Genomic DNA, 23,946 nt, shown 5'->3' with positions numbered 1-23,946 from the left:
CGCCGGTTCGAGGCGACGGCCGGGCCGATCCCGTCAGCGGATCTCGATGGTGATGGTCGAGCCCTTGGGCGCGGTGTCACCGCCGTCCACCGACTGGCTCTTGACCTCGTCGCCGAAGAGTCCGAGGATCCCCCGGTCCTCCTCGACCTCGAAGCCGGCGTCCTTCAACCGCCGGGTCGCGTCGTCGACGCTGTCGCCCACGACGTCCGGGACCTCGACCATCACGGGCCCCTTGGAGAGGGTCAGGGTGACGGTGTCGCCCGTGCCGGCCTCCTTGCCCGCCTCCGGCGACTGCTCGGCCACGAGCCCCTTGTCGAACTCGGAGTTGACCCGCTTCGGGGCGATCTTCACCTTCAGGCCCGCCTCCTCCAGCTCGGCGGTGGCGTCCGCGGCCGACGCGCCCGCCACCTCGGGCACCTCCACCGGGGCGCCCCGGCTGACCACGATCCGGACGGCCGCCCCCGAGGAGATCTCGGTGCCGCTGCCCGGCTGGGTGCTGATCACCTGCCCTCGGACGACCTCGTCGCTGAACTCCCGCGTCACCACGCCCGGTTCGAGCCCGGCGTCCTTCAGCTTGGTCTTCGCGAGGTCCAGTCGGTAGCCCTTCAGGTCGGGCACCTTCACGGTCTGCGGGCCCTTGGAGATCGTGATCGTCACGCTGTCGTGGTCCCGGATCCGCTCCCCGGGCGCCGGATCGGTGCTGATCACCCTGCCGTGCTCGACGGTGTCGCTGAACGCCTCCTCGACCTCGACGCCCAGCCCGGCGCCCTCAAGGCGCTTCGTCGCGTTCGCCTCGCTCTGCTGCAGCACGGCCGGGACCTGGGTGAACTGGCCCGAGTTGATGTACCAGACGCCCCCGCCCACCCCGAGGACCAGCAGCACGGCGACGACGACCGCCCACATCCCGCGCCGGGGCGCTGCGGAGGCGCGGTCGCGCCGGGGCGGCGGCGGGGGCGACGCGAACCGGCTCGTGCGGTTCAGCCGGTCGGGATCCGTCCCCACCGACCGCGACACGGACAGCGAACGCGGGATCACGCTCGTCCGGTCGTCGGCGTTGTCATGGCCGCCGGCTATCGCCTGCGGCGGCACCGCGTCCAGCTGCTCGGCGCTCAGCGACGCGCGCGCGTCCAGCGTCTGCGCGAGCAGCGCCACGGCGTCGTAGGGCCGCAGCTCCGGACTGCGGGCGGTCGCCGACGCCACCAGCGCGTCCAGCTCGTACGACAGCCCCGGCACGGCGGCCGACGGCGGCGGCACGTCGTCGTGCAGCGCGTGGTACAGCACCTGCGCGGGGGACTCCCCGGCGTGCGGCTTGCCGCCGGTGAGCATCTCGTAGAGCATCACGCCGCACGCGTACACGTCGACACGGGTGTCGGTGGTGCCGTGCTCCAGTTGCTCGGGGGCGAGATAGGAGACGGTGCCGAGGACGGAGCCGGTGGTGCTGGTGACCGTGTCCACCGCCCGGACGAGCCCGAAGTCGGCGACCTTGACCCGGCCGTCGTCCCCTATCAGCACGTTCTCCGGCTTCATGTCCCGGTGCACGAACCCGGCGCGGTGCGCGGCCCCCAGCGCGGCGAGCACCGGCTCCAGGATGTCCAGCGCTGCCCGGGGCTGCAGCGCCCCGCGCTCGCGCAGCACGTCACGGAGGGTGCAGCCGGCGACGTACTCCATCGCGAGATAGACGTACGAGCCGTCGGTGCCCTGGTCGTAGACCCCCACCACGTTCGGGTGGGACAGCCGGGCCACCGACTTGGCCTCGCGGATGAAGCGCTCGACGAACGTGCGGTCCGCGGCCAGCGTCGGATGCATCACCTTGAGGGCGAGCACGCGGTCGAGGCGGGTGTCCACGGTCCTGTAGACCGTGGCCATCCCGCCGACCGCGATCCGCGCCTCGACTCGATACCGGCCGTCGAGCACCTGGCCGACAAGCGGGTCCTGAAGGGTCGTGTCCACGCAGGTGAGTGTACGAGCCGACGCCGACAGGCCCATAAGTCCCGGGGCGGGCGAGAAGTACTGCAGCAGAGCTGTGACCGAGATCGGAGGGCTGTGACAAGCGGCTGTCCGGCGGAACTCGCTCGGCTGTTCGGGTGAGGGCGAAGTGGCGTGAGATGCGACTCAGAACGCCGGGCGTTCCGGATCCAGCCGCGCCAGCCCCTCGCCCGGCGACGACGCCTCCGCAAAGTGCCGGCGCGGGATGCGGCCCGCCCGGTACGCCAGCCGCCCGGCCTCCACCGCGTGCCGCATGCCCTCGGCCATCAGGACCGGCTCCTGGGCCCGGGTCACGGCCGAGGCGAGCATCACCCCCGCACACCCCAGCTCCATCGCGAGGGCGACGTCCGAGGCCGTACCGGCGCCCGCGTCCAGAATCACCGGCACGCGCGCGTGCTCGACGATCAGCTGGAAGTTGTGCGGGTTGCGGATACCGAGCCCGGACCCGATCGGCGACCCCAGCGGCATGATCGCCGCACAGCCCACGTCCTGGAGCCTGCGCGCGAGCACGGGATCGTCGTTGGTGTACGGCAGCACGGTGAAACCGTCGTCGACCAGCGTCTCGGCGGCGTCCAGCAGCTCGATCGGGTCGGGCAGCAGGGTGCGCTCGTCGGCGATGACCTCCAGCTTCACCAGGGAGGTACCGAGCGCCTCGCGCGCGAGGCGGGCCGTCAGCACGGCCTCGCCGGCCGTGAAGCAGCCGGCGGTGTTGGGCAGCACCCGGATGCCGAGCCGGTCGAGCACGGACAGCACGGAGCCGTGCACGGTGGTGTTCACCCGGCGCATCGCGACCGTCGTCAGCTCCGTGCCGGAGGCCACCAGCGCGCGTTCCAGGACGTCCAGGCCACTCGCCCCGCCCGTGCCCATGATCAGCCGGGACGAGTAGGTCGTACCGCCGAGGACGAAGGGGTCGTCTGCCATGGGATCAGCCTCCTTGGACGGCGGTGAGGACCTCGACGCGGTCCCCTTCGCGCAGGGCGGTGGTCGTCCACCGCGCGCGGGGGACCACGGTTTCGTTGAGCGCGGCGGCGACACCGGAGGCGGACGGGGTGAGCGTCCGCACCAGCGCGTCCAGGGCCGTGCCGGGGGCGATCTGCCGCCGCTCCCCGTTGACGAGGACGGTCAGGGTCCCGGTGGTGCTCATACGGGCTGCTCCAGGAGTTCGCGGACCGCGCCGGCGCGGAACCTCAGGGGGGTGAAGTCGCGGGCCTCCTGCGGCAGTTCACCGGTGGCCAGCACATGGGCCATGACATCGCCGGTGACCGGGGTCAGGAGCACCCCGTTGCGGTAGTGGCCGGTCGCGAGGAGCAGGCCGTCGAGTCCGCTGGGGCCGAGGAGCGGCGCGTTGTCCGGGGAGGCCGGGCGCAGTCCCGCGCGGGTCTCGGTGAGCGGGAGTTCGGTGATCCCGGGGACCAGCTCATGGGCGTCCCGCAGCAGTTCGTACACCCCGCCCGCGGTCACCGTGGTGTCCCAGCCCTGCTCCTCGCTGGTCGCGCCGACGACGAGCTCGCCGTTCTCGCGTGGCACCAGATAGACGTGGCTGCCGCGCACCACGGCCCGCACGGTACGGCTCAGGAAGGGCGCGTACGGCTGCGGCACGGTCAGCCGCAGCACCTGCCCCTTCACCGGGCGCACCGGCGGCAGCACCTCGGCCGGGACCCCGGCGAGCCGCCCGCTGAGGCTGCCCGCGGCGAGGACGACCTGCTCGGCGGTGAGCCGGTCGCCGGCGTCGGTGCGGACCCCGGCGGCCCGTTCCCGGACCACCGACAGCTCCTCGGCCCTGGTCCGGTGGAAGACCACCCCGGCGCGCTCGCAGGCCGCGACGAGTGCCCTGGAGAGCCGCCTCGGGTCGATCTGATGGTCCCCGTCGACCCGCAGTCCGCCGCGCACGCCCGGCGCGAGCATCGGCTCCAGCCGGCGGCAGTCACGGCCGCTCAGCCACTCCGAGTCCAGGCCCGACCGGCGCTGCAGCGCGTGCAGTTCGCGCAAGTGGGCGCGGTCGTCGGAGTCGAGCGCCACGGCGAGCGTGCCGCAGCGGCGGTAGCCGAGGTCGAGACCGGTGGCCTCCGTCAGCTCGGCCGCGAAGTCCGGGTAGCGGCGCGCGGACTCCAGGTTGAGCCCCAGCAGGGTCTGCTCGCCGTAGTGCAGTTCGGTGACGGCGGCGAGCATCCCGGCCGCCACCCGCGCGGCCCCGCCGCCGGGATCGGGATCGACCACGGCCGTGGCGAACCCGCGCCGCGCGGCCCGCCACGCCGTGACCAGGCCGATGATTCCGCCCCCCACGACGAGGACGTCTGACGTGTGCGTACGCGACATGGGCGTCCAGCCCCTCCCTTCGCCGGCATGACCCGGATCAGGTTCGTACGGTCGGAGGCCGCCAGCCTCCCTCTCAGCCCGGTGCGTCCGGGCTCCCGCGAGTGCTCTACGGTGGCCCACCCTAGTCCCCGCCGTTCGCCTCAGTAAGGGAGCCCGTGCCCATGGCCCGCTCGCTCGACGGTCTCGTCCTCGCCCCCGTCGCCGACCAGGCCCCAGGTCAGGTGGGCACCCGCACCCGCTTCGCGTACCACGAGAAGGACGGCGAGATCTGGGCCGAGTACGCGGGCGGGGACGTCGTCCGCGGCCATCTCGTGGGCACGCGCGCGGGGGACCGGCTGGACTTCCGGTACGTGCAGTTGAAGACCGACGGGACCACCGCGTCCGGGCACTGCGTGTCCCAGGTGGTCGAACTGCCCGACGGGCGGGTCCGTCTGGAGGAGACCTGGGAGTGGGAGTCGGGGCCCGGCAGCGGCACGAGCGTCGTGGAGGAGCCGGCCGAAGGCGCCGAAGGTGTGGAACAGCTCACGGGGCACGACCACTGACTGACCATTCGTCAGTTGTCTATGGTGATCAGGTGAGCGAGCAGACGCGGGAGCCGGGACGGACCGCACGACGGGTCGTCGTCGTGGGCGCGGGCATGGCCGGGGTGCGGACGGCCGTCGCCCTGCGCGAACAGGGCTTCACCGGTGACGTCGTCCTCATCGGCGCCGAGCCGCACCAGCCGTACGACCGGCCGCCGCTCTCCAAGGCCGTCCTGCTCGGCAAGGCCGAGGGCTCCGCCTTCGACGTCGACTTCGAGGCGCTCGGCATCGAACTCCGCCTCGGCCGCGAGGTGTCGGGCCTGCGCCCCGCCGACCACGCCCTCGACACGGCCGCCGGACCCGTCCCGTACGACCTTCTCGTCCTCGCCACCGGCGCGGAACCGATCCGGCTGCCGGGCGCCGAGGGGGTGCCCGGGGTGCATCTGCTGCGGACCCTGGACGACGCCGAGCGACTGCGGCCCGTGCTGGCCCGCCGGCACGACATCGTGGTCGTCGGCGCGGGCTGGATCGGCGCCGAGTTCGCCACCGCCGCGCGCGAGGCGGGCTGCGCGGTGACGGTCGTCGAGGCGGCCGACCGCCCCCTCGCGGGCGCGCTCCCCGCCGAGGTGGCCGCGCCGATGACCGCCTGGTACGCCGACAGCGGCGCCACCCTGCGCACCCACGCGCGCGTGCAGCGCGTCGAGCCCGGGACGGTCGTCCTGGACGACGGCACCCGGGTACCGGCGGACGCGGTCGTCGTCGGCATCGGCGCCCGCCCGGCGACGGCCTGGCTGAAAGGCTCGGGCATCGCCCTGGGCGCGCACGGCGAGGTCCTGGCCGACGACCATCTGCGCACCTCCGCGCCGGACGTCTACGCGGTCGGCGACTGCGCCTCCTTCCCCTCCGGCAGATACGGCCGGCGCCTCCTCGTCCACCACTGGGACAACGCCCTCCAGGGCCCCCGCACGGTCGCCGCGAACATCGTCGGCGAGACGCCCGAGCCGTACGACCCCGTCCCGTACTTCTGGTCCGAGCAGTTCGGCCGCTTCGTCCAGTATGCCGGGGACCACGCCTCGGCCGACACCACCCTGTGGCGCGGTGACCCCACCGGCGCCGCCTGGTCGGTGTGCTGGCTGCGTGAGCGCCGGCTGGTCGCCCTGCTGGCGGTGGGCCGCCCCCGCGACCTGGCCCAGGGCCGCCGGCTGATCGAGGCGGGCACGCCGATGGACCCGGAGCTGCTGGAGGATCCGGCGCGGCCCCTGAAGGCGGCGACGGCGTAGACCGGGGGTGGCTCGGCTACCCACTGTCAGTCCCAGATGGCAGTCTTGGAGGCGTGACCGAGATTGACGCAAAGATCGATGCTCTCGTCCCCGCGTGGCTGACCCTCCCCGACATCGCAGAGATGCTGGACGTCGAGGTGACCCGCGTGCGGCAGCTGGTGAAGGAAGGCCAGCTCATCGCCGTACGCCGTGGTGAGAACCGCGCGCTGCACGTCCCCGCCGCCTTCATCGACGAGGACAAGGTGGTCAAGGGCCTCACCGGCACCCTGACCCTGCTGAAGGACGACGGCTTCACCGACGAAGAGATGCTGGAGTGGCTCTTCACTCCGGACCCCAGCCTGCCCGGCACCCCGGCCCAGGCACTGAGCGAGAATCGCGGCACGGAGGTGAAGCGGCGCGCCCAGGCGCTCGCCGTGTGACCCGGAAAGCCTGAAACACCCGAAAATCCGCACCACAGCCGCCTGTGCGGCGTACGGGAGCCGGGCCCGCCAGGGGCACGGCCCCGTACGCCGTGTCGACCACGCACGCCCACGGGGGACCCACGCATGCCCGACGCCACCGCCCGGCTCGCCGACGCCCGGCTCTACCTCTGCACGGACGCCCGCAAGCGCCAGGGCGACCTGCCGGAGTTCCTGGACGCGGTCCTGGCCGGCGGTGTGGACATCGTGCAGCTCCGCGACAAGGGCATGGAGGCCGCCGAGGAGCTGGAGCACCTCCGGATCCTCGCGGACGCCTGCCGCCGCCACGGCAGGCTGCTCGCCGTCAACGACCGCGCGGACGTCGCGCACGCCGCCGGCGCGGACGTGCTGCACCTCGGCCAGGGCGACCTTCCCGTCCCCGCCGCCCGCGCCCTCCTCGGCCCGGACGTCCTCATCGGCCGCTCCACCCACGCCGAAGGGGAGGCCGCCGCCGCGGCCGTCCAGGAGGGCGTGGACTACTTCTGCACCGGTCCCTGCTGGCCCACCCCCACCAAGCCCGGCCGCCACGCCCCCGGCCCCGACCTGGTGCGGTACACCGCCGCCCTCGGCACCGGCCGCCCCTGGTTCGCCATCGGCGGCATCGACCTCGGCAACCTCGACGAGATCGTCGAGGCGGGCGCCCGCCGGGCCGTCGTCGTCCGGGCGATCACCGAGGCCGACGACCCCGGAGCCGCCGCGGCAGAGTTCACCAAGCGCCTGCGCGCCCTAGGTCCTGTCTGACAATTCCCGTCTGCCCCGCGACGCCATGCACGCACTCTCGCCGCACCGGGCGCAGAGCCAAGTACGTCCGGTACGAGGCTCCACGCCCGGCACGCCGAGAGCACGCTCCCCCAGTCTCGGCTTCGCTCGACCGGGAGGTACCCCCACGACGCCACGAGGCCGCCCTCCGGGCGACGACGGGAATTGTCAGACAGGCCCTGGGACGCGCTCCCGGCCCGCGGCCGTCCAAGGCGTGGACAGCAGGTCGGCAAAACGGACAAAAACCCCGGGTCTGGTTGGGAGACGGCCCCGACCTGACTAACCTGCCGGTATGGCCCTAGGAACCGCTTCCACCAGGACTGATCGCGCGCGCACCGTGCGCGACATGCTCGCCACGGGCAGGACCACGTACTCCTTCGAGTTCTGGGCGCCCAAGACGGAGAAGGGTGAGCGGAACCTGTGGAACGCCCTCCGCAGGATCGAGGCGGTCGCCCCGAGCTTCGTCTCCGTGACGTACGGCGCGGGCGGCTCCACCCGGGCCGGCACGGTGAAGGCGACCGAGCAGATCGTCGCCGACACGACCCTCACCCCGGTCGCCCACCTCACCGCGGTCAGCCACTCCATCGCCGAGCTGCGCAACATCATCGGCCAGTACGCGGACGCCGGGATCCGCAACATGCTCGCGGTCCGCGGCGACCCGCCCGGCGACCCCATGGCCGAGTGGGTCGCGCATCCGCAGGGCCTCACCTACGCCGCCGAACTCGTCCAGCTCATCAAGGAGTCGGGTGACTTCTGTGTCGGCGTCGCGGCCTTCCCGGAGATGCACCCGCGATCCCCGGACTGGGACAGCGACGTGGCGCGCTTCGTCGACAAGTGCCGGGCGGGCGCCGACTACGCGATCACGCAGATGTTCTTCCATCCGGAGTCGTACCTGCGTCTGAGGGACGCGGTAGCCAAGGCAGGCTGTGAAACCCCTGTCATTCCCGAGGTCATGCCCGTCACCAGCGTGAAGATGCTGGAACGGTTGCCGCAACTCAGCAACGCCGCGATCCCGCCCGCCCTGAAAGAGCGGATCGTCACAGCCAAAGACGATCCGGCCGCTGTACGCTCCATTGGCATCGAGTTCGCCACGGAGTTCTGCGCGAGGCTGTTGGACGAAGGAGTCCCCGGACTTCACTTCATCACCCTGAACAACTCCACCGCGACTCTGGAAATCTACGAGAACCTGGGCCCGCACCATTCACCACGGGCCTAGACCGGTCGCACTCGCGTACGACACACTGCGTAGCGGCCACAGGGAGAGGGGCGTACATGGGCTGGACGGTCCTCTACATCGCGTTCGGTGTCGTCGCGTTGTGGCTGCTGGGTGAGGTGCTGCTGCAGTACAAGGCACGCCTGCGCTGGCGGCTGCTCGCCTTCGCCGGATTCCTCGTCGTCGTCCTCGGTGTGCTCATCCCCAACGTGATCGTCATCGCGCTGGGCGCGATCGGCTTCGCCATCGGGCAGACCTATGTGACGCTCTCCTTCCGCCGCGGCTTCGAGGCCGGCTGGGCGGTCCGCCCGCGGTCCGCCGAGGGCGACGGCGAGGGCGGCGGCAGGCTCCCGAAGGCCGGCAAGAAGCGCCGGCGCGGCGAACCGGACCGCCAGGACCCGAGCCTGGAGGTGATGGACCTGGAGTCCACGGCCGCCGGTTCGTACGGCCAGGGCGACGACCGGCTCGACGACGACCCCGAGGACGACGTGTTCGTCCGCCCGCAGTCCGCGCCCGCCACGGCCGGGGCCGCCACCGTCTACTCGCCGGAGCCCATGCCGGACGACACCAGCACATACGGCATCTACGGCGGCGACGACAACGCCTACGCGGGCACGGCGGCCGGCCAGCCCTACGCGACCGCCGACCAGGCCGCGCAGGACGAGGCCTTCGCCTACTACGGCTACGACCAGCAGGGTTACGGCTACGACCCGAACCAGCAGCAGTACGCCGCCTACTCCGACCCGTACATCGGCACCCAGACGTACGACGCCACGGCCTCCTACGACCAGTCCTACGGCCAGCAGGGATACGGGCAACAGGGCTACGGCCAGGACCAGTACGGCAACGCCGGCTACGGTGCCGAGACCCCGCCCGGCGGTGTGTGGGTGCCGCAGCAGCGCAGCACCGACGACTCGTTCGACCCGTTCGGCAACAACAACGACCAGTCGGCGGCGGACCAGCAGTACCCGTACCAGGGCAACGGCAACGGCAATGGCCAGAACGGTTACGACGAGCAGCAGTACCGTTTCTGAAGGCTCACCCGGACCTCGGTGAGACTCACTGCGAGCCGCGGAAGTCCGGGCCCTCCACGATCAGGCCGGCCACCAGCGCGCCCGACATCCCCGCGTGCGGGAGGCCGCCACCGGGATGGGACCAGCCGCCGACGGTGAACAGGCCCGGTGTCGCGGTGGAGTTGGACGGGTGCAGCCATCGCCCGTCGGCCGCCGCGAGCGCCGGGGCCGGGACCGCGCCGCCCTCCGCGCCGGTCGCCCGCGCGATGTCGGCCGGGGTGCGGACCTCGTGCCACAGCAGGCGGTCCCGCAGGTCGGGTACGGCGCGCTCGGCGGCGGTGAGCAGCCGCTCGGCCCGCTGAGCGAGGTCCTGCGGCGCGGCCGGGCTCCGGCCGGGGACCGCGCACGACACCGTGACCGCCTCGTGGTCGGCGTCCGGCACCAGCCCCGGATCGCCGGGGCGCAGCACCGTGACCGTGGGCCCCGCGACCGCCCCGGCGGACGGCCCGAACAGCGACTCCAACTCGGCGTCACGGTCCTCCGCGTGCACCACCGTCCGGTGCGCGGTCCCCTCCGGACGGCCCCCGCGCAGCGCCAGCAGCACGGTCAGCCGGCTCGTCGCCTCCTGCTGGGCCGCGACATCACCCTCACCCCGTACGACCGGACGCCGCGACAGACGGTCCAGCACCTCGGGCGCGACCCCGGCGACCACGAAGTCCGCGTCGGCCACCGAGCCGTCCGCCAGCTCCAACCCGGCCGCCCGGCCGTCCCTCTCGACGATCCCCGTGACCTCGGCGCCGAAGACGAACTCGACCCTGCGGGCCAGACACCGTTCGTACAGCGCCCGCGCCAACTCCCGCAGGCCGCCCCGGACGTACCAGACGCCGAAGGCGTGCTCCATGTACGGCAGGACCGCCGCGCTCGCCGGGACCGCCCTCGGGTCCAGGCCGTACGCGAGGGCGTGGCTCTCCAGCAGGGCGGTGAGCCGGGGGTCGCGCAGCTCCCAGGCGCCGACCTCGGCGAGGGTGGTGGCACGGCGGGTGCGCAGGAGTCGCCTGTGGGGCACCGAGGGGTACGGCTCGCGCTCGGCGAGGACCTTCCAGTCGGACCACAGCGGCTCCTCCAGGAGGGGCCGGCGGGTGCGGTCCCAGGCCTCGCGGGCCCGTACCAGGAAGTCGCCCCAGCGGTCGCCGGTGCCCGCGCCGAGCGCGGTGTCCAGGGCGGCGACCACGCCCGCGCGCGAGGCGCCCGGCAACGTCAGGTCCGTGCCGTCCGCGAAGACATGGCGGGCCGCCGGGTCCACCTGGACCAGGTCCACGCACTTCTCCAGCGGTTCCTTGCCGGTCTTGAGGAACAGATCGCGGTAGACGGCGGGCAGGGGCAGCAGCCCCGGGCCCGTGTCGAACGTGAAGCCGTCGCGCTCGAAGCGGCCCACGGCTCCGCCGTAGGTCGCCGTGCTCTCGCGCACCACCACGTGGTGGCCGGCGACGGCCAGCCGGGCGGCTGCCGCCATGGCGCCCAGGCCGGCGCCGATCACCGCGATCTCTGCCATGTGAGCGACCTTATCGGCCGCCGCTTTCCTTCTTCGGTCGCGGTCGGGGGAGGGGGGTTCGGTCGGCTTGGCGGGTGCGGGTTGTCTGTGGCTGCTCGCGCCCACGCGGCGGAGCCGCATATCGATACAGCCCCGCGCCCCTTGGTGGCGGTTGCGCCGCCGACCAGGGGAGTACTTGCGCGGGCGCTGTTGTCACCAGTCGGCAACAGGGTGGGGTGGGGCTGAGTGCGCAGGGCTGAGTACGCGTACCTATGCGGTGAGATGAGTATGTGTACGGATGGGCTCCCACCTGCGGGAACGGGAGAGTAGGAGACACGGGAAGGGGCGCGGATCCGGCACCGCCGACACGGGGCGGCGGAACGGCTCCCGCGCTCTTACCGCTCCTTCCGTCGACGGTGGTCGGCGGGAGCGAGGCACGGGGGAGTACGGGGGAGCACGGGGGAACGGGGAAGCGCCGGTTCGAGGTGGCCCGCGGGGGACGCGGCCAGTTCGGACCGGCGCTTTCGTATGTGCCCGGCTCGCAGAAGTGCGGCCCGGTCAGCGGTTGCCGCTCACCCGGCCCTGGAGCAGCCGGGACAGTGCCGCGTGGACGTCGTCCAGGGAGCGCTCCGGCTGGAAGGCCTTCCAGTCCAGGGCGGCCACCAGGACCATGCCGACCAGCGCCGACGCCGTCAGGCCGACATCGATCTCGTCGCTCAGCTCGCCCCCTTCGACGCCCTCGCGCAGCACACCCTCGACGACGGCGACCGCCTCCTGCCGGACGACCATCAGCGTGGACTGCCAGGCCCGGTTGGTGCGCCACAGTTCGGCGACGTAGAGCTGGGTGAAGGAGGGGTAGCGGTCGATGAAGACGAGTCCGGCCCGGATCATCGCGTCCAGGGCGTCGACCCGGCTGCCCCCCTCCTTCGCCGTCCCCTCGGCGGCCTCGCGGAGGGAGGCGGTGAGGAGTCCCACACCGTGCCGGAGCAACTCCTCGAAGAGGACCGACTTGCTCGCGAAGTTGTAGTAGACCGTGCCCTTGGCGACTCCGGCCCGCTCGGCGATCTCGTCCACCGTGGTGGCGGAGAACCCCTGTTCCGCTATGAGGGTGACGGCCGCTTCGTAGAGTTTCTGCCGGGTCGCCTCGCGGCGGCCCCCGCCTGCGCCGCCGGGGGCGTTGCTGCTTTCCATGGCCCTGATTGTCACAGGAACCGTGCCGTGCGCGGGAACCGTACGGTGCGCGGTCACAGACTCAGCTCCGGGTGCAGCCGGTCCAGGGTCCACACCTGCTTGCGGCGGGCCGACAGGGCGGTCAGCGCGAGGGCGCCCACGGTGAAGGCCACCAGCACCGCGCACGCCTGCCAGACCGGGCCCAGACCACCGCCCGTGATCAGTCTGCGCAGCGCGTCCACGACATGGCTCATCGGCAGGAAGGGATGCACCGCGTTGAAGAAGTCCGGGCTGGTCTGCACGGGGTACGTGCCGCCCGCGGACGTCAACTGGAGCATCAGGAAGGCCAGGACGAGGATCCGGCCCGCCGCCCCGAAGCGCGCGTTGAGCCACTGCACGATCGCCGCGAAGCACGCCGTCACCAGGAACAGGAAGCCCACCGTCCCGGCCGCCCGCGCCATCTCCAGACCGACCGCCCAGTGCAGTACGGCCATCAGCGCGACCGTCTGCGGCATGCCCAGCGCGGCCACCGGCAGCCAGCCCGCCAGCGCGATCCGCCACGCCGAGGCACCCGCCGCGAGGGCCCGCCGGTTGAGCGGCTGGATCAGCATGTACGCCACCATCGCGCCCACCCACAGGGACAGCGGGATGAAGTACGGGGCGAACCCGGTGCCGTAGTTGGGCGCCTTGTGCAGGTCCCTGGTGGCCAACTCCACCGGGTCCGCCATCACTTCGGTACGCCGGTCGCGGTCCCGCTCGTCGTGGTCGGGGATCCGCTCGGCCCCGTCGCGCAGTCCGCCCGCGAGCTTGCCGGAGCCGTCGGCCAGCTTGTACATGCCGCCCTTGAGGTCGACCGCGCCCGTCTTCAGGGCGTCGACGCCCGTGTCCAGGTCCTCCGCGCCGGTCTTCGCCGTGCCGAGGCCCGTGTGCAGCGTCTTCGCCCCCTTGGCGACCTTCGTGGCACCCTTGTCGAGGGCGTTCACCTTGGCGACGGCGTCGTCGAGGTCCGTGGAGAGGGTGGGCGCCGCCTTCGCGAGGGCACGGGCCTGCTTCTCCAGGGTCTCCAGATCCTTGTCGAAGGCCTTGAGATCACCGCCGTAGTTCTTCACCACGGTGTCGACGTCCTCGGCGAGCACGGCCGCCTCCGCCGCCGCGTCCTTCGCCTTCTTCAGGTCCGCGCAGGCCGCGTCGGGCAGTACGGCCTCCTCGCAGCGCCGCTCGTACACGTCGTCCAGGGTGTCGGAGGCGGTACGGGTGCCCGTCGCGGCGGCCGGGGCCGTCTCCACGAACGCGTCGAGGTGCTCCCGGATCGTGGCCGCCGAGTCGGCGACCAGGGTGGCGGTGTCGGCGATCGTCCTGCCGTCGTCCTTGAGGAAGGGCCGCACCTGGTCCGCCGCGGCGCCGACCTTGTCGGCGAGCTTGCCGGTGCCGTCCGCGACCTGTTGGGCGCCGTCCTCCAGATCGCCCGCGCCCTCGTCCAGGTCCTTCAGCCCGCCGGACAGCTTCCCGCTGCCCTCCTTGGCGGTCCTGAGCCCGTCCGCGAGATCCTTGGAGCCCTGCTCCGCCTTGTCGATCCCGCCCTTGAGGTCGTCGGCGCCGTCCGCCGCCTCCTCGGTCTTCCCGTGGATGTCCGAGAACGAGATGAAGATCCGGTCCAGGAACGACCGCGACGCCTTCGTCGACGCCGCCGTCCGCACCTCCGAGAACACCGTCCGCGAGATCTGCCCGACGATGTAGTTGTTCGCGTCGTTCGTCCGCACCTGGAGGGCACCCGTCTCCGGCACGTCCCCCGAACTGGACGCGATCCGCTCGCTGAAGTCCTCCGGCATGGTCAGCGACAGGTAGTACGTGCCGTCCTCGACGCCCGCACGGGCCTTGGCGGTGCTCACCGTGTGCCATTCGAAGGTGTCGCTGTCCCGCAGCCCCTTCGCGATGTCGTCGCCCGCCGTCAGCCTCTCCTCGCCGACGGACGCCCCCTTGTCGTCGTTCACCAGGGCCACGGGGATACGGTCCAGCCGGCCGTACGGGTCCCAGAAGGACCACAGGTACAGGGCGCCGTACAGCAACGGCAGCAGCAGGAGCGAGACCAGCGCGGCGCGCGGCAGCTTCCCCCGGCCGAACCGCCTCAGCTCAAGCGCGGCGAGTCCCGGCGAGCGCATCGGCCGTCTCCTTGTCGTCGTCGGACTCTTCGTCGTCGTTGTGCTTGTCGTTCGCGGACTGCTCGGGTGCCGTCGACACGACGATCGCGCCCGCCCCCTCGGGTGCCTCGCTGCACACCGCCACCACCGTGATCCCGGCGGACTCGGTGAGGGAGCGCAACAGGGCCCACATCTCGGCCCGTTCGGCGTCGGAGAGCTTCAGGTCGGCGTCGTCCACGCCGAGCAGCCGGGGGCGGCCGACGAGCGCGAGGGCGACGGACAGCCGCAGGGCCTCCATCCGGTCCAGGTCGCGCACGGCGGTCCGGGAGCCCTTCGGCAGGGACTCGCGGTCGAGCCCGGCGGCGGCCAGAGCGGCCTCGATCCGGCTCTTCGCCTCGGCGGCGCGCTCGGCCCGGGGGCGCAGCAGCCCGCGCAGGGAGCCGTCGAACCGCCGCAGCAGCAGCGCCCGTTCGCGCAGGTGCTCCCCGACGGTCAGGGCCGGGTCGAGGTCCGTCACGCCGGGGACATGGGCGAGGGCGCTGATCCGGCGCACGGCCGCCATCCGCTTCGGCAGCGGGAGCGAGCCGATCGCGGCGTGGCCCTCGCTCGGCCTCATCCGGCCGGTGAGTGCGAGCAGGAGACAGGTCCGGCCCGACCCGGACGGCCCCTCGACCGCGATCAGCGAGCCGGCCCCCGCCGCGAAGTCGACACCCCGGAACGCCCAGCCGCGCGGCCCCTTCAACCCGAACCCCTCGGCGCCGACGGCGACACCACGTGCCGTCCCCTGCTCCGTCGCCTCGGCGTCGGCCGCTGCTTCCGACTCCGACTCCGACTCCGACTCCGACTCCGACTCCGCCTCCGCTGGCTCCGCCATGCCCCCAAGCCCCTCTGTTCCGCCCTGCGCACTTTTGAACTGACTGGTCAGTACAAAAACTACTCCGAACCTCTGATCGAAGCAAAAGAGCAGGTCAGAACGGATTGTCAGTGGCATACCGCACGATGGGCACATACGGCACCTCGTGTCAGAGCGTGCCGTCCGCAGACGACAGGAGGTTCGTCATGGCCAGCTATCACGCAGCAGCCGCCAACCGGCGCCGCGCCCCCGGCCCTGCCCCCTCACTGACCGGCCCGGCGAGCGATGTGCACCCCGTGCTCCGCCGGGCCACGGCCCCGCCCGCCGCCCTCGACCTGCTCGCCCAGGCCCGCTCCGGACTCGACGAGGCATCCGCCCTCCCGACGCCCAACGAGCGGTACGCCACCGCCCATCTCGCCGCCCTGCGCACCGCCGCCGCGGTCCTCGCCGCCCGGGGCCGCCCCGAGCTCAACCCGAAGCGCCGCGCCAGGATCCGGAGCGCCTGGGAAGTGCTCCCCGAGATAGCCCCCGAACTCGCCGAGTGGAGCGCCCTGTTCGCCTCCGGCGCCGCCCGCCGCGCGCGTGCCGAGGCCGGCATCCAGGGCGCGGCGAGCGTGCGCGACGCCGACGACCTCATACGCGACGTGGCGATGTTCCTGCGCCTGGTCGAACGGATGCTGGTGCTCCAGCCGGTGCTGCCCCATCCCCGGCAGGACGGCGGCCCCGGAGTCCCGGACGCGGGCTGACCGACCGCCCCGGCGCCGCCCACTAGGGTTGGGGTCATCAGCACCCTCCGTCACGGCCACCGGGCCTGGTGGAGGACGCAAGCCCATCGCTCCGCCGCACACCTGGCGGTGCCGCGCCGAGGAGTAACTGCCGTGTCGGACCCGATGCGACCCCGCGCCGCCCTCCGTACCGCCGTGGTCTGGGAGGTCCTCCAGGACGCCCTCGACCGCCGGGTGAAGGCCACCGGGCGCGAGTCGCTGGACGTACTGGACACCGGGGGCGGCAGTGGCAGGTTCGCGGTGCCCGCCGCCCGTCTCGGCCACCGCGTCACCGTCGTCGACCCCAGCCCGAACGCGCTGTTCGCGCTGGAGCGCCGGGCCGCCGAGGCCGGTGTCGCCGACCGTGTGCGAGGCGTCCAGGGCGACGCGCACGGCCTCTTCGACGTCGTCGAGCGCGGCGGGTACGACGCCGTGCTCTGCCACGGCGTCCTGGAGTACATGGACGACCCCGCCGAGGGCATCGGCAACGCGGTCGCCGCGCTGCGCCCCGAGGGTGTCCTCAGCCTGCTCGCCGCCGGCCTGGGCGGCGCGGTGCTCGCACGGGCCCTCGCCGGACACTTCAAGGAGGCCCGGCAGGCGCTCGACGACCCGAACGGACGCTGGGGCGAGGGTGATCCGGTTCCCCACCGCTTCACCGCCGGGCAGCTCACCTCGCTCGTGACGGGCGCGGGTCTGGAGGTCGCCGCCGTGCACGGCGTCCGGGTCTTCGCCGACCTGGTCCCCGGCGTCCTCGTGGACACCGAGCCCGGTGCCCTGGACGCCCTGCTGGAGCTGGAGGCGGCGGTCGCCGAACTGCCCGCCTTCCACTCCGTGGCCACACAACTTCATGTGCTGGGCGAGACGCGAGGGACCGCCGAGTCCTGAGCCGTCCCCCGGTGCGGCGGAGGGTGACCCGCTGATCAGGGGCTCGGCGGCGGATGGAGTACGCCACAGGCCCCCCGATCGGGCGCCGGGAGCCGTATGATCGAGGGAGACCGTTCCGGCATGACGGGCCGTCCGCTGGGGAATTCACACCTCAGCGGATCGGAGTGCCATGGCGGGTTCCGGTTGGCGAATTGGCGTAGAGGGGCGGGTTTCAAGGGGGCGATTCCCTGCCTATCCTGAAGAGGACCCCCCGGGTCGCTCCGGCGACCGCACGATGAGGAGGACTCCGTGCCGCTCTCAGAGCACGAGCAGCGCATGCTCGAGCAGATGGAGCGAGCGCTGTACGCCGAAGATCCCAAGTTCGCGTCAGCGCTTGAGGGAAGCGGGCTGCGTACGTACACCCGGCGGCGGGTCTACCAGGCGGTCGCGGGCTTTCTGGTGGGTATCGCGCTCCTCATGGCCGGAATGGTCGCACAGCAGATCTGGGTCAGCGTGGTGGGGTTCCTCGTCATGCTGGGCTGCGCCGTGCTCGCCGTCACCGGTTGGCGCAAGGCCCCCAAGCCGGGTGAGCAGCCCACCGGTGCCGCAGGCTCCGCCGGTGAGCGTCGTCAGCCACGACAGCGCCGCTCCATGATGGACCGAATCGAACAGCGCTGGCAGCGCCGTCGTGACGAGCAGGGCGGCCACTGAGCCCGCCGGACCGTCGATCCGACAGCCACGGCTGAACAGCTGAACACGGACGAAGGGTGACCACCCGAGGGGCGGTCACCCTTCAGTCATGTCCTTCGGGCAAGCCCGTCCGCCGTGCCCTTCGGCCCCGTCCTCCACGCCTCCCCGAAATCGAACGGATGCGGCTGTCGGGCGGGCCGTGTGCCGCTGTCCGCCCCTGTCCTCAGGGCATACGCCGACACCGCACACCTCTGCCCCCGCCGGGTTCGCCCGGCGGGGGCAGACGGTGAGGCTGACGGACGGGCTGACGGCCCAGGGAGGCCGCTAGCTGTTCTGGCCCGGTGAGGGGCGCCGCCAGGGCAGGCGCGGCGCCGGGACCCGGGACAGCAACTCGTCCCTGGTGTCCGCCCAGCGGGCGGACAGCGCCCAGACCACCCGGATGGCCGAACGCGGCAGCAGCAGTGCCCGGAGCTTCGTCCGGCGCCCGGCGTGCGCCCTGAGGCCGACCTCCACCTGGTGGGCGTCCCGGGCGAGGCCCGCCGGGATCTGCGGACGTGGAGCGAACAGGACCTGCTCCACCGCCGCCGCGACCCGGTGCACCGCCTCCGCCGCCGACGGTTCCAGCTCGCCCAGCCGCACGATCCGCGCGGCGGCCTTACGGGGCGTCTGCGACTCGTCCGGCGCGATCCCGTAGTCCCACGCCGTGTCGGCCACCTCCTGCCAGGCGGCCAGCGCATGGGCGGCCGCGGCCTCCGTACGGCCGTACCCGGAGGCTCCGCCCGCCGGGGCCGGGGAACCGACCGGCCCGCCGCCCCCTGCCTCGCCGGTCACGTCCCGTGCCGGAGTGGTTCCGCGGGCGCTCTTGGCCACCGTGCCGTCGTGCGCGCCCAGTCGTACGGACCGGACCCGCAGCCGCCACAGCATCGGCAGCAACGGGATCGCCAGCACCAGCAGCGCGCCCGGAAGGATCAGCAGCGTCCAGGGCGAGAAGAACAGCAGGCCCCAGAACGAGCGCTTGTCGTCGTCCCCACCCGCCACCGCAGCCGCGGACTCGCTCGCGCAGGCACCGAGCTTCACCTCCTGCGGGGTGCAGCTCGCGCTCGCGGACGGCTCGGCCGACGGCTCCGCGGTCGCCGACTGAGAGGGCCGGGGCACCTCGGGCAGGCCGCCGGTGCCGGTGTCCTCGGGCACCGTGTAGGGGGGAGTCGAACCACGGTTGGGGGTCGGCTCGAAGCGGGTCCAGCCCACACCCTCGAAGTACAACTCCGGCCAGGCGTGCGCGTCGCGCAGACCCACCGACATCGTGCCGTTCGTCTGCGGGGTGCCCGGGGTGAAGCCCACCGCCACCCGGGCCGGTATGCCCAGCGTGCGGGCCATGGACGCCATCGCGAAGGAGAAGTGGACACAGAAGCCCTCCTTCTCCTGGAGGAACCTGGCTATCGCACGGGCGCCCGTACCGGAGCGCACCTCGGTGTCGTACGTGAACTCGCCGCTGAACGCGAACCAGTCCTGCAGCTTCACCGCCCGCTCGTAGTTGTTCGTCGCGCCCTTGGTGACCTCCAGCGCCGTCTGCGCCACCACCGGCGGCAGCGAGGCCGGCACCTTGGTGTACTCCCGCCGCAGGGACGGCGGGGGTTCCGGCGCCGAGGACAGCTGCTCGGCCGTGGGCTGCACGATCAGGCTCTCGACCGTGTACTGGGCGCCCCGGGTGTCCTGGTCGTGGTCACCGACGAGGGTGCGCCCGACGGGCTCGTACCGCCAGTCGCCGTCGATGTCCACGCCCGTCACCGGGTAGGGCATCGGCAGCCAGTCCTGCTCGTAGTTCTCCGCCGCGACGATCCGGGTCGTGATCGTCGACCGCTTGACGTCGGTGCTGAGGCCCGTGGGTGTGCCGAAGTCGTCCGGCACCTCGGTGATGGAGCGTTCGGTCGGCTTCCAGGAGGTGCCGTCGAAGTCGTCCAGGGAGACGATCCGCAGATACATCTCCTGCACGTTGTCCGTGTTGGTGCGGTACGACAGGACCTGGCGGTCCTCGTCCACGTTCAGGCTGTCGCGCAGCGACACCAGCGGGTTCACCGCGGAGATCGTCCCGCCGCCACCGGAGCCGGCGCCGATACCGGCGCCCGTGCCGTCCAGCAGCCCGCCGTCGAGGGACGGCAGCCCGAGCGGCACCACCAGGGCGATGCCCAGCGCCACCGCGCCGATCCGCCGCCCGGTGCGCACCGGGGCCACCGCGCCGCCCGAGGACTCCGGGCGCGGGGTGTGCGACGCGCCGCCGAAGACCCGGCCCCACTGCGAGAGCCGGTCACGGCTCTCGGTCAGGAGCAGCAGCAGATAGCCGGCGGAGGCCAGCACGAACCACAGCCACGCGGCGCCGTCGGAGAGCCCCGCGGCGACCGAGTACAGCGCGAGCAGCGGCAGACCGGCCGGGGCCGCGGAGCGGAACGTCACCGCGAGCGCGTCCACCAGCAGGCCTATCACCAGCACACCGCCGATGATCATCAGCCGGATGCCGTCGCTCAGCGGCGCCGGGATGGCGTACCGGCCGACGTCCTCGGCGCCCGTCTGCAGCAGCGTCCCGAAGTACTGGAACGTCTCCGGGCCGGGGACGATCCCGGCCACCGCCTGCTCCCGGGCGAAGACCAGCGTCAGCATCATCAGTGTGACCAGCGCCTGCGCGGCCACGGTCAGCGGCCGGGCCAGCGGGACCCGTCGCGTGAGCGCTCCCACGCCGGTCTGCACGCCCAGCATCAGGGCCGCCTGGAAGATCCAGGTCGCCGGATCGACCAGTGGCAGCAGCGCGCACGCCGCCATGATCGTGGCGGCCCAGGCGCACAGCGCCAGCCTCGCCCGCCCGCTCATGACCATCCCTCCATGCCGCTCCCGGACACCACACCGGTGCGCTGCTGGTCCGCCTGGCGCCACAGGTCCGTCAGCGAGGCGCCGCGCGGCACGGTCAGCGCCGTCCAGCCCGCCTCGTGCAGCAGCCGCAGCGACTCCTCGCTCGCGCTCCCGGCACCGGGCACCTCGCCCGGTTCGGTCGTCCACGCCTCGCTGTCCAGCAGGAAGGCGACCGCCCCGCCGCTGCGCTGACGCATCTTGCCGATCACCGTCGCCTGCTCCTCGTCGAGGTCGCCGAGGAAGGCGACCAGCAGCCCCTCGTTGCCGCCGCGCAGCACGTCGTACGCGGGTGACAGGCCCGTGCCGTCGGAGTGGTCGATCACCGCGAGGGTGTCCATCATCAGTCCGGCCGCGTCGGCGGACTCCTGGCTGGCGCCCGCGAACCCGTCGGCGCCCTCACCGGGCACCGAGCTGCCGGTGTCCGTCAACAGCCGTACGGAGAAGCCCCGTTCGAGCATGTGGACCAGCATGGAGGCGGCGCCGGAGACGGCCCACTCGAAGGCCGAGTCCGGGCCCGCGCCGAGGAAGGCCTCGGCCCGGGTGTCCAGCAGCACCGTGCACCGGGCACGCTGCGGCTGCTCCTCGCGGCGCACCATCAGCTCGCCGTATCGCGCGGTCGAACGCCAGTGCACCCGGCGCAGATCGTCGCCGTGCCGGTACCCGCGCGGGATGATGTCGTCCTCGCCCGCCAGGGCCAGCGAGCGGTGCCTGCCGTCGCCGTACCCCTTGGCCTCCCCGCTCAGCCGCACCGGCGGGAGCGCCTCCACGCGCGGGACGACCGTCAGGGTGTCGAAGGTCGAGAAGGACCGGGTCAGCTCGCACATGCCGAACGGGTCGGTCAGGCGCAGCTGGAGCGGGCCCAGCGGGTAGCGGCCCCGCAGATCGGAGCGGACGCGGTACGACACCTCGCGGCGCCCGCCCGCCTCCACCCGGTCGAGGACGAACCTCGGGCGCGGACCGAGCACGTACGGCACCCGGTCCTGGAGCATCAGCAGTCCGGTGGGCAGCCGCGAGACATTGTCCATCCGCAGATGGACGCGGGCCTCGCTGCCGGCGGGCACGCGCGCGGGGGAGAGCCGGCGGCTGCCCGCGACCCGATAGCGGGTGCGGTACAGCACGGTCGCGCAGACCAGCGGCAGCACCGCCAGCAGCAGGCCCACCCGCAGCAGATCGCTCTGCCCGAGGACGTAAGCGCAGACGGCCGCCGCCACACCGGCGGCCAGGAACGAGCGCCCGCGCGTGGTGAGCCCGGCGAGGGCCGTGCGCGGCCCGCCCTTGTCCTGCTCCGGGGCCGGTGCCGGCCCGCCGGTGCTCATCCAAGCCTCCGCGGCGGCTGCTGCGGATACGCGGGCGCGGTGTGCGCCGACCCGAAGCCGCTCTGCGCCTGCGGAGCCTGCGGCACCGGCGTGCGCTGCAGGATCTCCTGCACGACCTGCTCCGGCGTACGCCGGTTGAGCTGGGCCTGGGCGGTGGGCAGCAGCCGGTGGGCGAGGATGGCCACGGCCAGCGACTGGATGTCGTCCGGCAGTGCGTACTCCCGGCCGCTCAGGGCGGCGGTCGCCCTCGCCGCACGCAGCAGATGCAGCGTGGCGCGCGGCGAGGCGCCGAGTCTGAGATCCGGGTGGCTGCGGGTCGCGCCGACCAGGTCCACCGCGTACCGCCGGACCGTTTCCGCGACGTGCACGCCCCGGACGGCCTCGATCAGCTTCACGATCTCGTGCGCGTGCGCCACCGGCTGCATGTCCTCCAGCGGCGAGACCCCGCCGTGGACGTCGAGCATCTGCAGCTCGGCCTCCGGGCTGGGGTAGCCGACGGAGACACGGGCCATGAAGCGGTCGCGCTGGGCCTCCGGCAGCGGGTAGGTGCCCTCCATCTCCACCGGGTTCTGGGTCGCCACCACCATGAAGGGGGTCGGCAGCTCGTACGTCGTGCCGTCGATCGTGACCTGGCGCTCCTCCAGGGACTCCAGGAGCGCGGACTGAGTCTTCGGCGAGGCTCGGTTGATCTCGTCGCCGATCACGATCTGAGAGAAGATCGCGCCCGGCTTGAACTCGAACTCCTTGCGCTGCTGGTCCCAGATGGACACACCCGTGATGTCCGACGGCAGCAGGTCCGGCGTGAACTGGATTCGTCGCACCGAGCAGTCGATGGACCGCGCCAGCGCCTTGGCCAGCATGGTCTTGCCGACGCCGGGGACATCCTCGATCAGAAGATGTCCCTCGGCGAGCAGCACTGTCAGCGAAAGCCGTACGACCTCAGGCTTGCCCTCGATCACTCCTTCGACCGAACTGCGGACTCGCTCCACAGTGCTGGTCAGATCAGTGAGGCTCGCTCGATCGTCATAGGTCGTCACACGGCCCTCCTCGGCCCGTTCTTTCTCCGGGCCGTCGCTCTGCGATGCGGACCGGCCCACCCCGAAACACGGACACCACGCGCGAACTGCTCAGCGTGACGTCACATCCGCATTCTTGCTGCCGTTACCAATCCGTGTCACTCGCCTGTGGATAACAGTCCGCGATATGTCCGTTTTGCTGTCTTTTGAAGGCCGGGATGCCAGCAGATTGACAGGAAACCAGGGCTGCGCGGGACCGCGCCCGGACAGTAGGAGGGCGGTCCCGGTCGCCCGGTTCGACGGGGCTCAGGCCGGGTCGATCTCCCGGAGCAGACCCGTCCTGACGTCGAAGACGAAGCCGCGCACATCGTCGGAGTGCGGCAGGAACGGGTTGGTGCGCACCCGCTGCATGGACTGCCGCACGTCCTGGTCCACGTCCCGGAAGGACTCCACCGCCCAGGCCGGACGCTGGCCGACCTCGGCCTCCAGCTCGGTGCGGAAGTCCTCGGTCAGGGCCTCCAGGCCGCAGCCGGTGTGGTGGATGAGGACGACGCTGCGGGTGCCGAGCTTGCGCTGGCTGATGGTGAGGGAGCGGATCACGTCGTCGGTGACCACGCCGCCCGCGTTGCGGATGGTGTGGCAGTCGCCCAGCTCCAGGCCGAGCGCGTCGTGCAGGTCGAGGCGGGCGTCCATGCAGGCCACGACCGCGACACGGAGGACGGGGCGGGCGTCCATCCCCGGGTCGGTGAACGCGGCGGCATAGCGCTCGTTCGCCTCGACGAGGCGGTCGGTGACGGTGCCGTCGGATATGGCGCCTTCGGGGCCCGTGGGAACTGCTGCGGAGGTCGTCATAGCCAAGACGGTACTGGTCACGCCCGTTCGGGGCGCTCTGTGAGAGAGGACAAAGAACGTCATTGAGCCTTGTTGTGAGGTAACCCACAGGAGTGGCGGGATCACGGCCGTATGGGTGATTTCTCCTAATTCACGGCATTCGCGGTTTCGGCGGCGGGAGGCGCCGCGACGCGCAGGCCGGTTGATTGACCGCGCAGGGCCGTGGACTAAGGTGAGGCCGAGCGGGGGGCGAGGCCTCCCGCCGGACCGAAACCCCAAGGAGATCCGGTGACGACCCGGCGTCTCCCCGCGTGCGCGGCGCGTAC

The 23,946-nt window shown here is 72.5% G+C and carries 21 protein-coding genes and 1 riboswitch; of the genes, 9 read left to right on the top strand and 12 right to left on the bottom strand.

The annotated features are described in order from the left end of the window. Positions 1-33: 33 nt before the first annotated feature. The 4 genes from pknB to thiO all read right to left on the bottom strand — a co-directional run bounded on the left by pknB (position 34) and on the right by thiO (position 4,302). Positions 34-1,950, bottom strand: coding sequence for a Stk1 family PASTA domain-containing Ser/Thr kinase (gene pknB, locus F9278_RS10860; protein ID WP_193241431.1), 1,917 nt, complete (start codon positions 1,948-1,950; stop codon positions 34-36). A gap of 162 nt (positions 1,951-2,112) precedes the next feature. After that, positions 2,113-2,907 (bottom strand): thiazole synthase, encoded by a 795-nt coding sequence (locus tag F9278_RS10855; protein ID WP_152168136.1) that lies wholly within the window; start codon positions 2,905-2,907, stop codon positions 2,113-2,115. 4 nt (positions 2,908-2,911) lie between these two features. Next, positions 2,912-3,112, bottom strand: coding sequence for a sulfur carrier protein ThiS (thiS, locus tag F9278_RS10850; protein ID WP_152173788.1), 201 nt, complete (start codon positions 3,110-3,112; stop codon positions 2,912-2,914). 14 nt (positions 3,113-3,126) lie between these two features. Further along, entirely contained in the window at positions 3,127-4,302 is a 1,176-nt protein-coding gene (thiO, locus tag F9278_RS10845; protein ID WP_152168135.1) for a glycine oxidase ThiO, read from the bottom strand. Beyond that, positions 4,300-4,411: riboswitch (TPP riboswitch) on the bottom strand. (Overlaps the previous gene by 3 nt.) Positions 4,412-4,463: 52 nt before the next feature. Between thiO and F9278_RS10840 the strand changes: the two genes are divergently transcribed. From F9278_RS10840 to F9278_RS10815, 6 genes are all read left to right on the top strand, one after another. Next, on the top strand, positions 4,464-4,844 hold the full coding sequence (locus F9278_RS10840) for a hypothetical protein (protein WP_152168134.1): 381 nt from the start codon (positions 4,464-4,466) through the stop codon (positions 4,842-4,844). Between the two features lie 32 nt (positions 4,845-4,876). Continuing rightward, positions 4,877-6,103, top strand: a complete 1,227-nt coding sequence (locus F9278_RS10835; RefSeq protein ID WP_152168133.1) for an NAD(P)/FAD-dependent oxidoreductase — start codon at positions 4,877-4,879, stop codon at positions 6,101-6,103. Between the two features lie 53 nt (positions 6,104-6,156). Beyond that, entirely contained in the window at positions 6,157-6,522 is a 366-nt protein-coding gene (locus tag F9278_RS10830) for an Rv2175c family DNA-binding protein (protein WP_152168132.1), read from the top strand. A 126-nt stretch (positions 6,523-6,648) separates the two neighbouring features. After that, on the top strand, positions 6,649-7,302 hold the full coding sequence (gene thiE / locus F9278_RS10825; protein WP_152168131.1) for a thiamine phosphate synthase: 654 nt from the start codon (positions 6,649-6,651) through the stop codon (positions 7,300-7,302). A 310-nt stretch (positions 7,303-7,612) separates the two neighbouring features. Then, the gene (metF, locus tag F9278_RS10820; protein WP_152168130.1) at positions 7,613-8,536 is read left to right on the top strand and encodes a methylenetetrahydrofolate reductase [NAD(P)H]; all 924 of its coding nucleotides are present in this window, start codon (positions 7,613-7,615) and stop codon (positions 8,534-8,536) included. A gap of 56 nt (positions 8,537-8,592) precedes the next feature. Beyond that, complete coding sequence (locus tag F9278_RS10815; protein ID WP_152168129.1) at positions 8,593-9,567, top strand: SCO2102 family sporulation regulator; 975 nt, start codon at positions 8,593-8,595, stop codon at positions 9,565-9,567. 25 nt (positions 9,568-9,592) lie between these two features. Here F9278_RS10815 and F9278_RS10810 read toward each other — a convergent pair whose 3' ends face one another. The 4 genes from F9278_RS10810 to F9278_RS10795 all read right to left on the bottom strand — a co-directional run bounded on the left by F9278_RS10810 (position 9,593) and on the right by F9278_RS10795 (position 15,259). After that, positions 9,593-11,098 (bottom strand): phytoene desaturase family protein, encoded by a 1,506-nt coding sequence (locus F9278_RS10810; protein WP_152168128.1) that lies wholly within the window; start codon positions 11,096-11,098, stop codon positions 9,593-9,595. 537 nt (positions 11,099-11,635) lie between these two features. Continuing rightward, positions 11,636-12,268 carry a TetR/AcrR family transcriptional regulator gene (locus tag F9278_RS10805; protein ID WP_152168127.1) on the bottom strand — a complete coding sequence of 211 codons (633 nt, stop codon included), beginning with the start codon at positions 12,266-12,268 and terminating at the stop codon, positions 11,636-11,638. 53 nt (positions 12,269-12,321) lie between these two features. Beyond that, positions 12,322-14,406, bottom strand: coding sequence for a YhgE/Pip domain-containing protein (locus tag F9278_RS10800; RefSeq protein WP_152168126.1), 2,085 nt, complete (start codon positions 14,404-14,406; stop codon positions 12,322-12,324). Further along, positions 14,378-15,259 carry an ATP-binding cassette domain-containing protein gene (locus tag F9278_RS10795; RefSeq protein WP_152168125.1) on the bottom strand — a complete coding sequence of 294 codons (882 nt, stop codon included), beginning with the start codon at positions 15,257-15,259 and terminating at the stop codon, positions 14,378-14,380. The genes F9278_RS10800 and F9278_RS10795 overlap by 29 nt, the downstream gene beginning before the upstream one ends. Positions 15,260-15,444: 185 nt before the next feature. Between F9278_RS10795 and F9278_RS10790 the strand changes: the two genes are divergently transcribed. From F9278_RS10790 to F9278_RS10780, 3 genes are all read left to right on the top strand, one after another. Next, positions 15,445-15,984 (top strand): SAV_6107 family HEPN domain-containing protein, encoded by a 540-nt coding sequence (locus F9278_RS10790; RefSeq protein ID WP_152168124.1) that lies wholly within the window; start codon positions 15,445-15,447, stop codon positions 15,982-15,984. Between the two features lie 132 nt (positions 15,985-16,116). Next, positions 16,117-16,887 carry a class I SAM-dependent methyltransferase gene (locus F9278_RS10785; protein WP_193241430.1) on the top strand — a complete coding sequence of 257 codons (771 nt, stop codon included), beginning with the start codon at positions 16,117-16,119 and terminating at the stop codon, positions 16,885-16,887. Between the two features lie 288 nt (positions 16,888-17,175). Next, positions 17,176-17,577 carry a DUF3040 domain-containing protein gene (locus tag F9278_RS10780; protein ID WP_152168123.1) on the top strand — a complete coding sequence of 134 codons (402 nt, stop codon included), beginning with the start codon at positions 17,176-17,178 and terminating at the stop codon, positions 17,575-17,577. Positions 17,578-17,880: 303 nt separating this feature from the next. Here the strand turns inward: F9278_RS10780 and F9278_RS10775 are convergent, their stop codons facing one another. From F9278_RS10775 to F9278_RS10760, 4 genes are all read right to left on the bottom strand, one after another. Further along, complete coding sequence (locus F9278_RS10775; protein ID WP_152168122.1) at positions 17,881-20,418, bottom strand: transglutaminase TgpA family protein; 2,538 nt, start codon at positions 20,416-20,418, stop codon at positions 17,881-17,883. Continuing rightward, on the bottom strand, positions 20,415-21,773 hold the full coding sequence (locus F9278_RS10770) for a DUF58 domain-containing protein (protein WP_152168121.1): 1,359 nt from the start codon (positions 21,771-21,773) through the stop codon (positions 20,415-20,417). The genes F9278_RS10775 and F9278_RS10770 overlap by 4 nt, the downstream gene beginning before the upstream one ends. Continuing rightward, positions 21,770-22,810 (bottom strand): AAA family ATPase, encoded by a 1,041-nt coding sequence (locus F9278_RS10765; RefSeq protein ID WP_152168120.1) that lies wholly within the window; start codon positions 22,808-22,810, stop codon positions 21,770-21,772. The genes F9278_RS10770 and F9278_RS10765 overlap by 4 nt, the downstream gene beginning before the upstream one ends. A gap of 285 nt (positions 22,811-23,095) precedes the next feature. Beyond that, positions 23,096-23,641: a beta-class carbonic anhydrase gene (locus F9278_RS10760; RefSeq protein WP_152168119.1), complete on the bottom strand. Its 546-nt coding sequence runs from the start codon at positions 23,639-23,641 to the stop codon at positions 23,096-23,098. Positions 23,642-23,946: the final 305 nt, after the last annotated feature.

The organism is Streptomyces phaeolivaceus, from assembly GCF_009184865.1.
Classification (GTDB): domain Bacteria; phylum Actinomycetota; class Actinomycetes; order Streptomycetales; family Streptomycetaceae; genus Streptomyces; species Streptomyces phaeolivaceus.
This window is presented reverse-complemented; position numbering and strand designations above follow the sequence as displayed.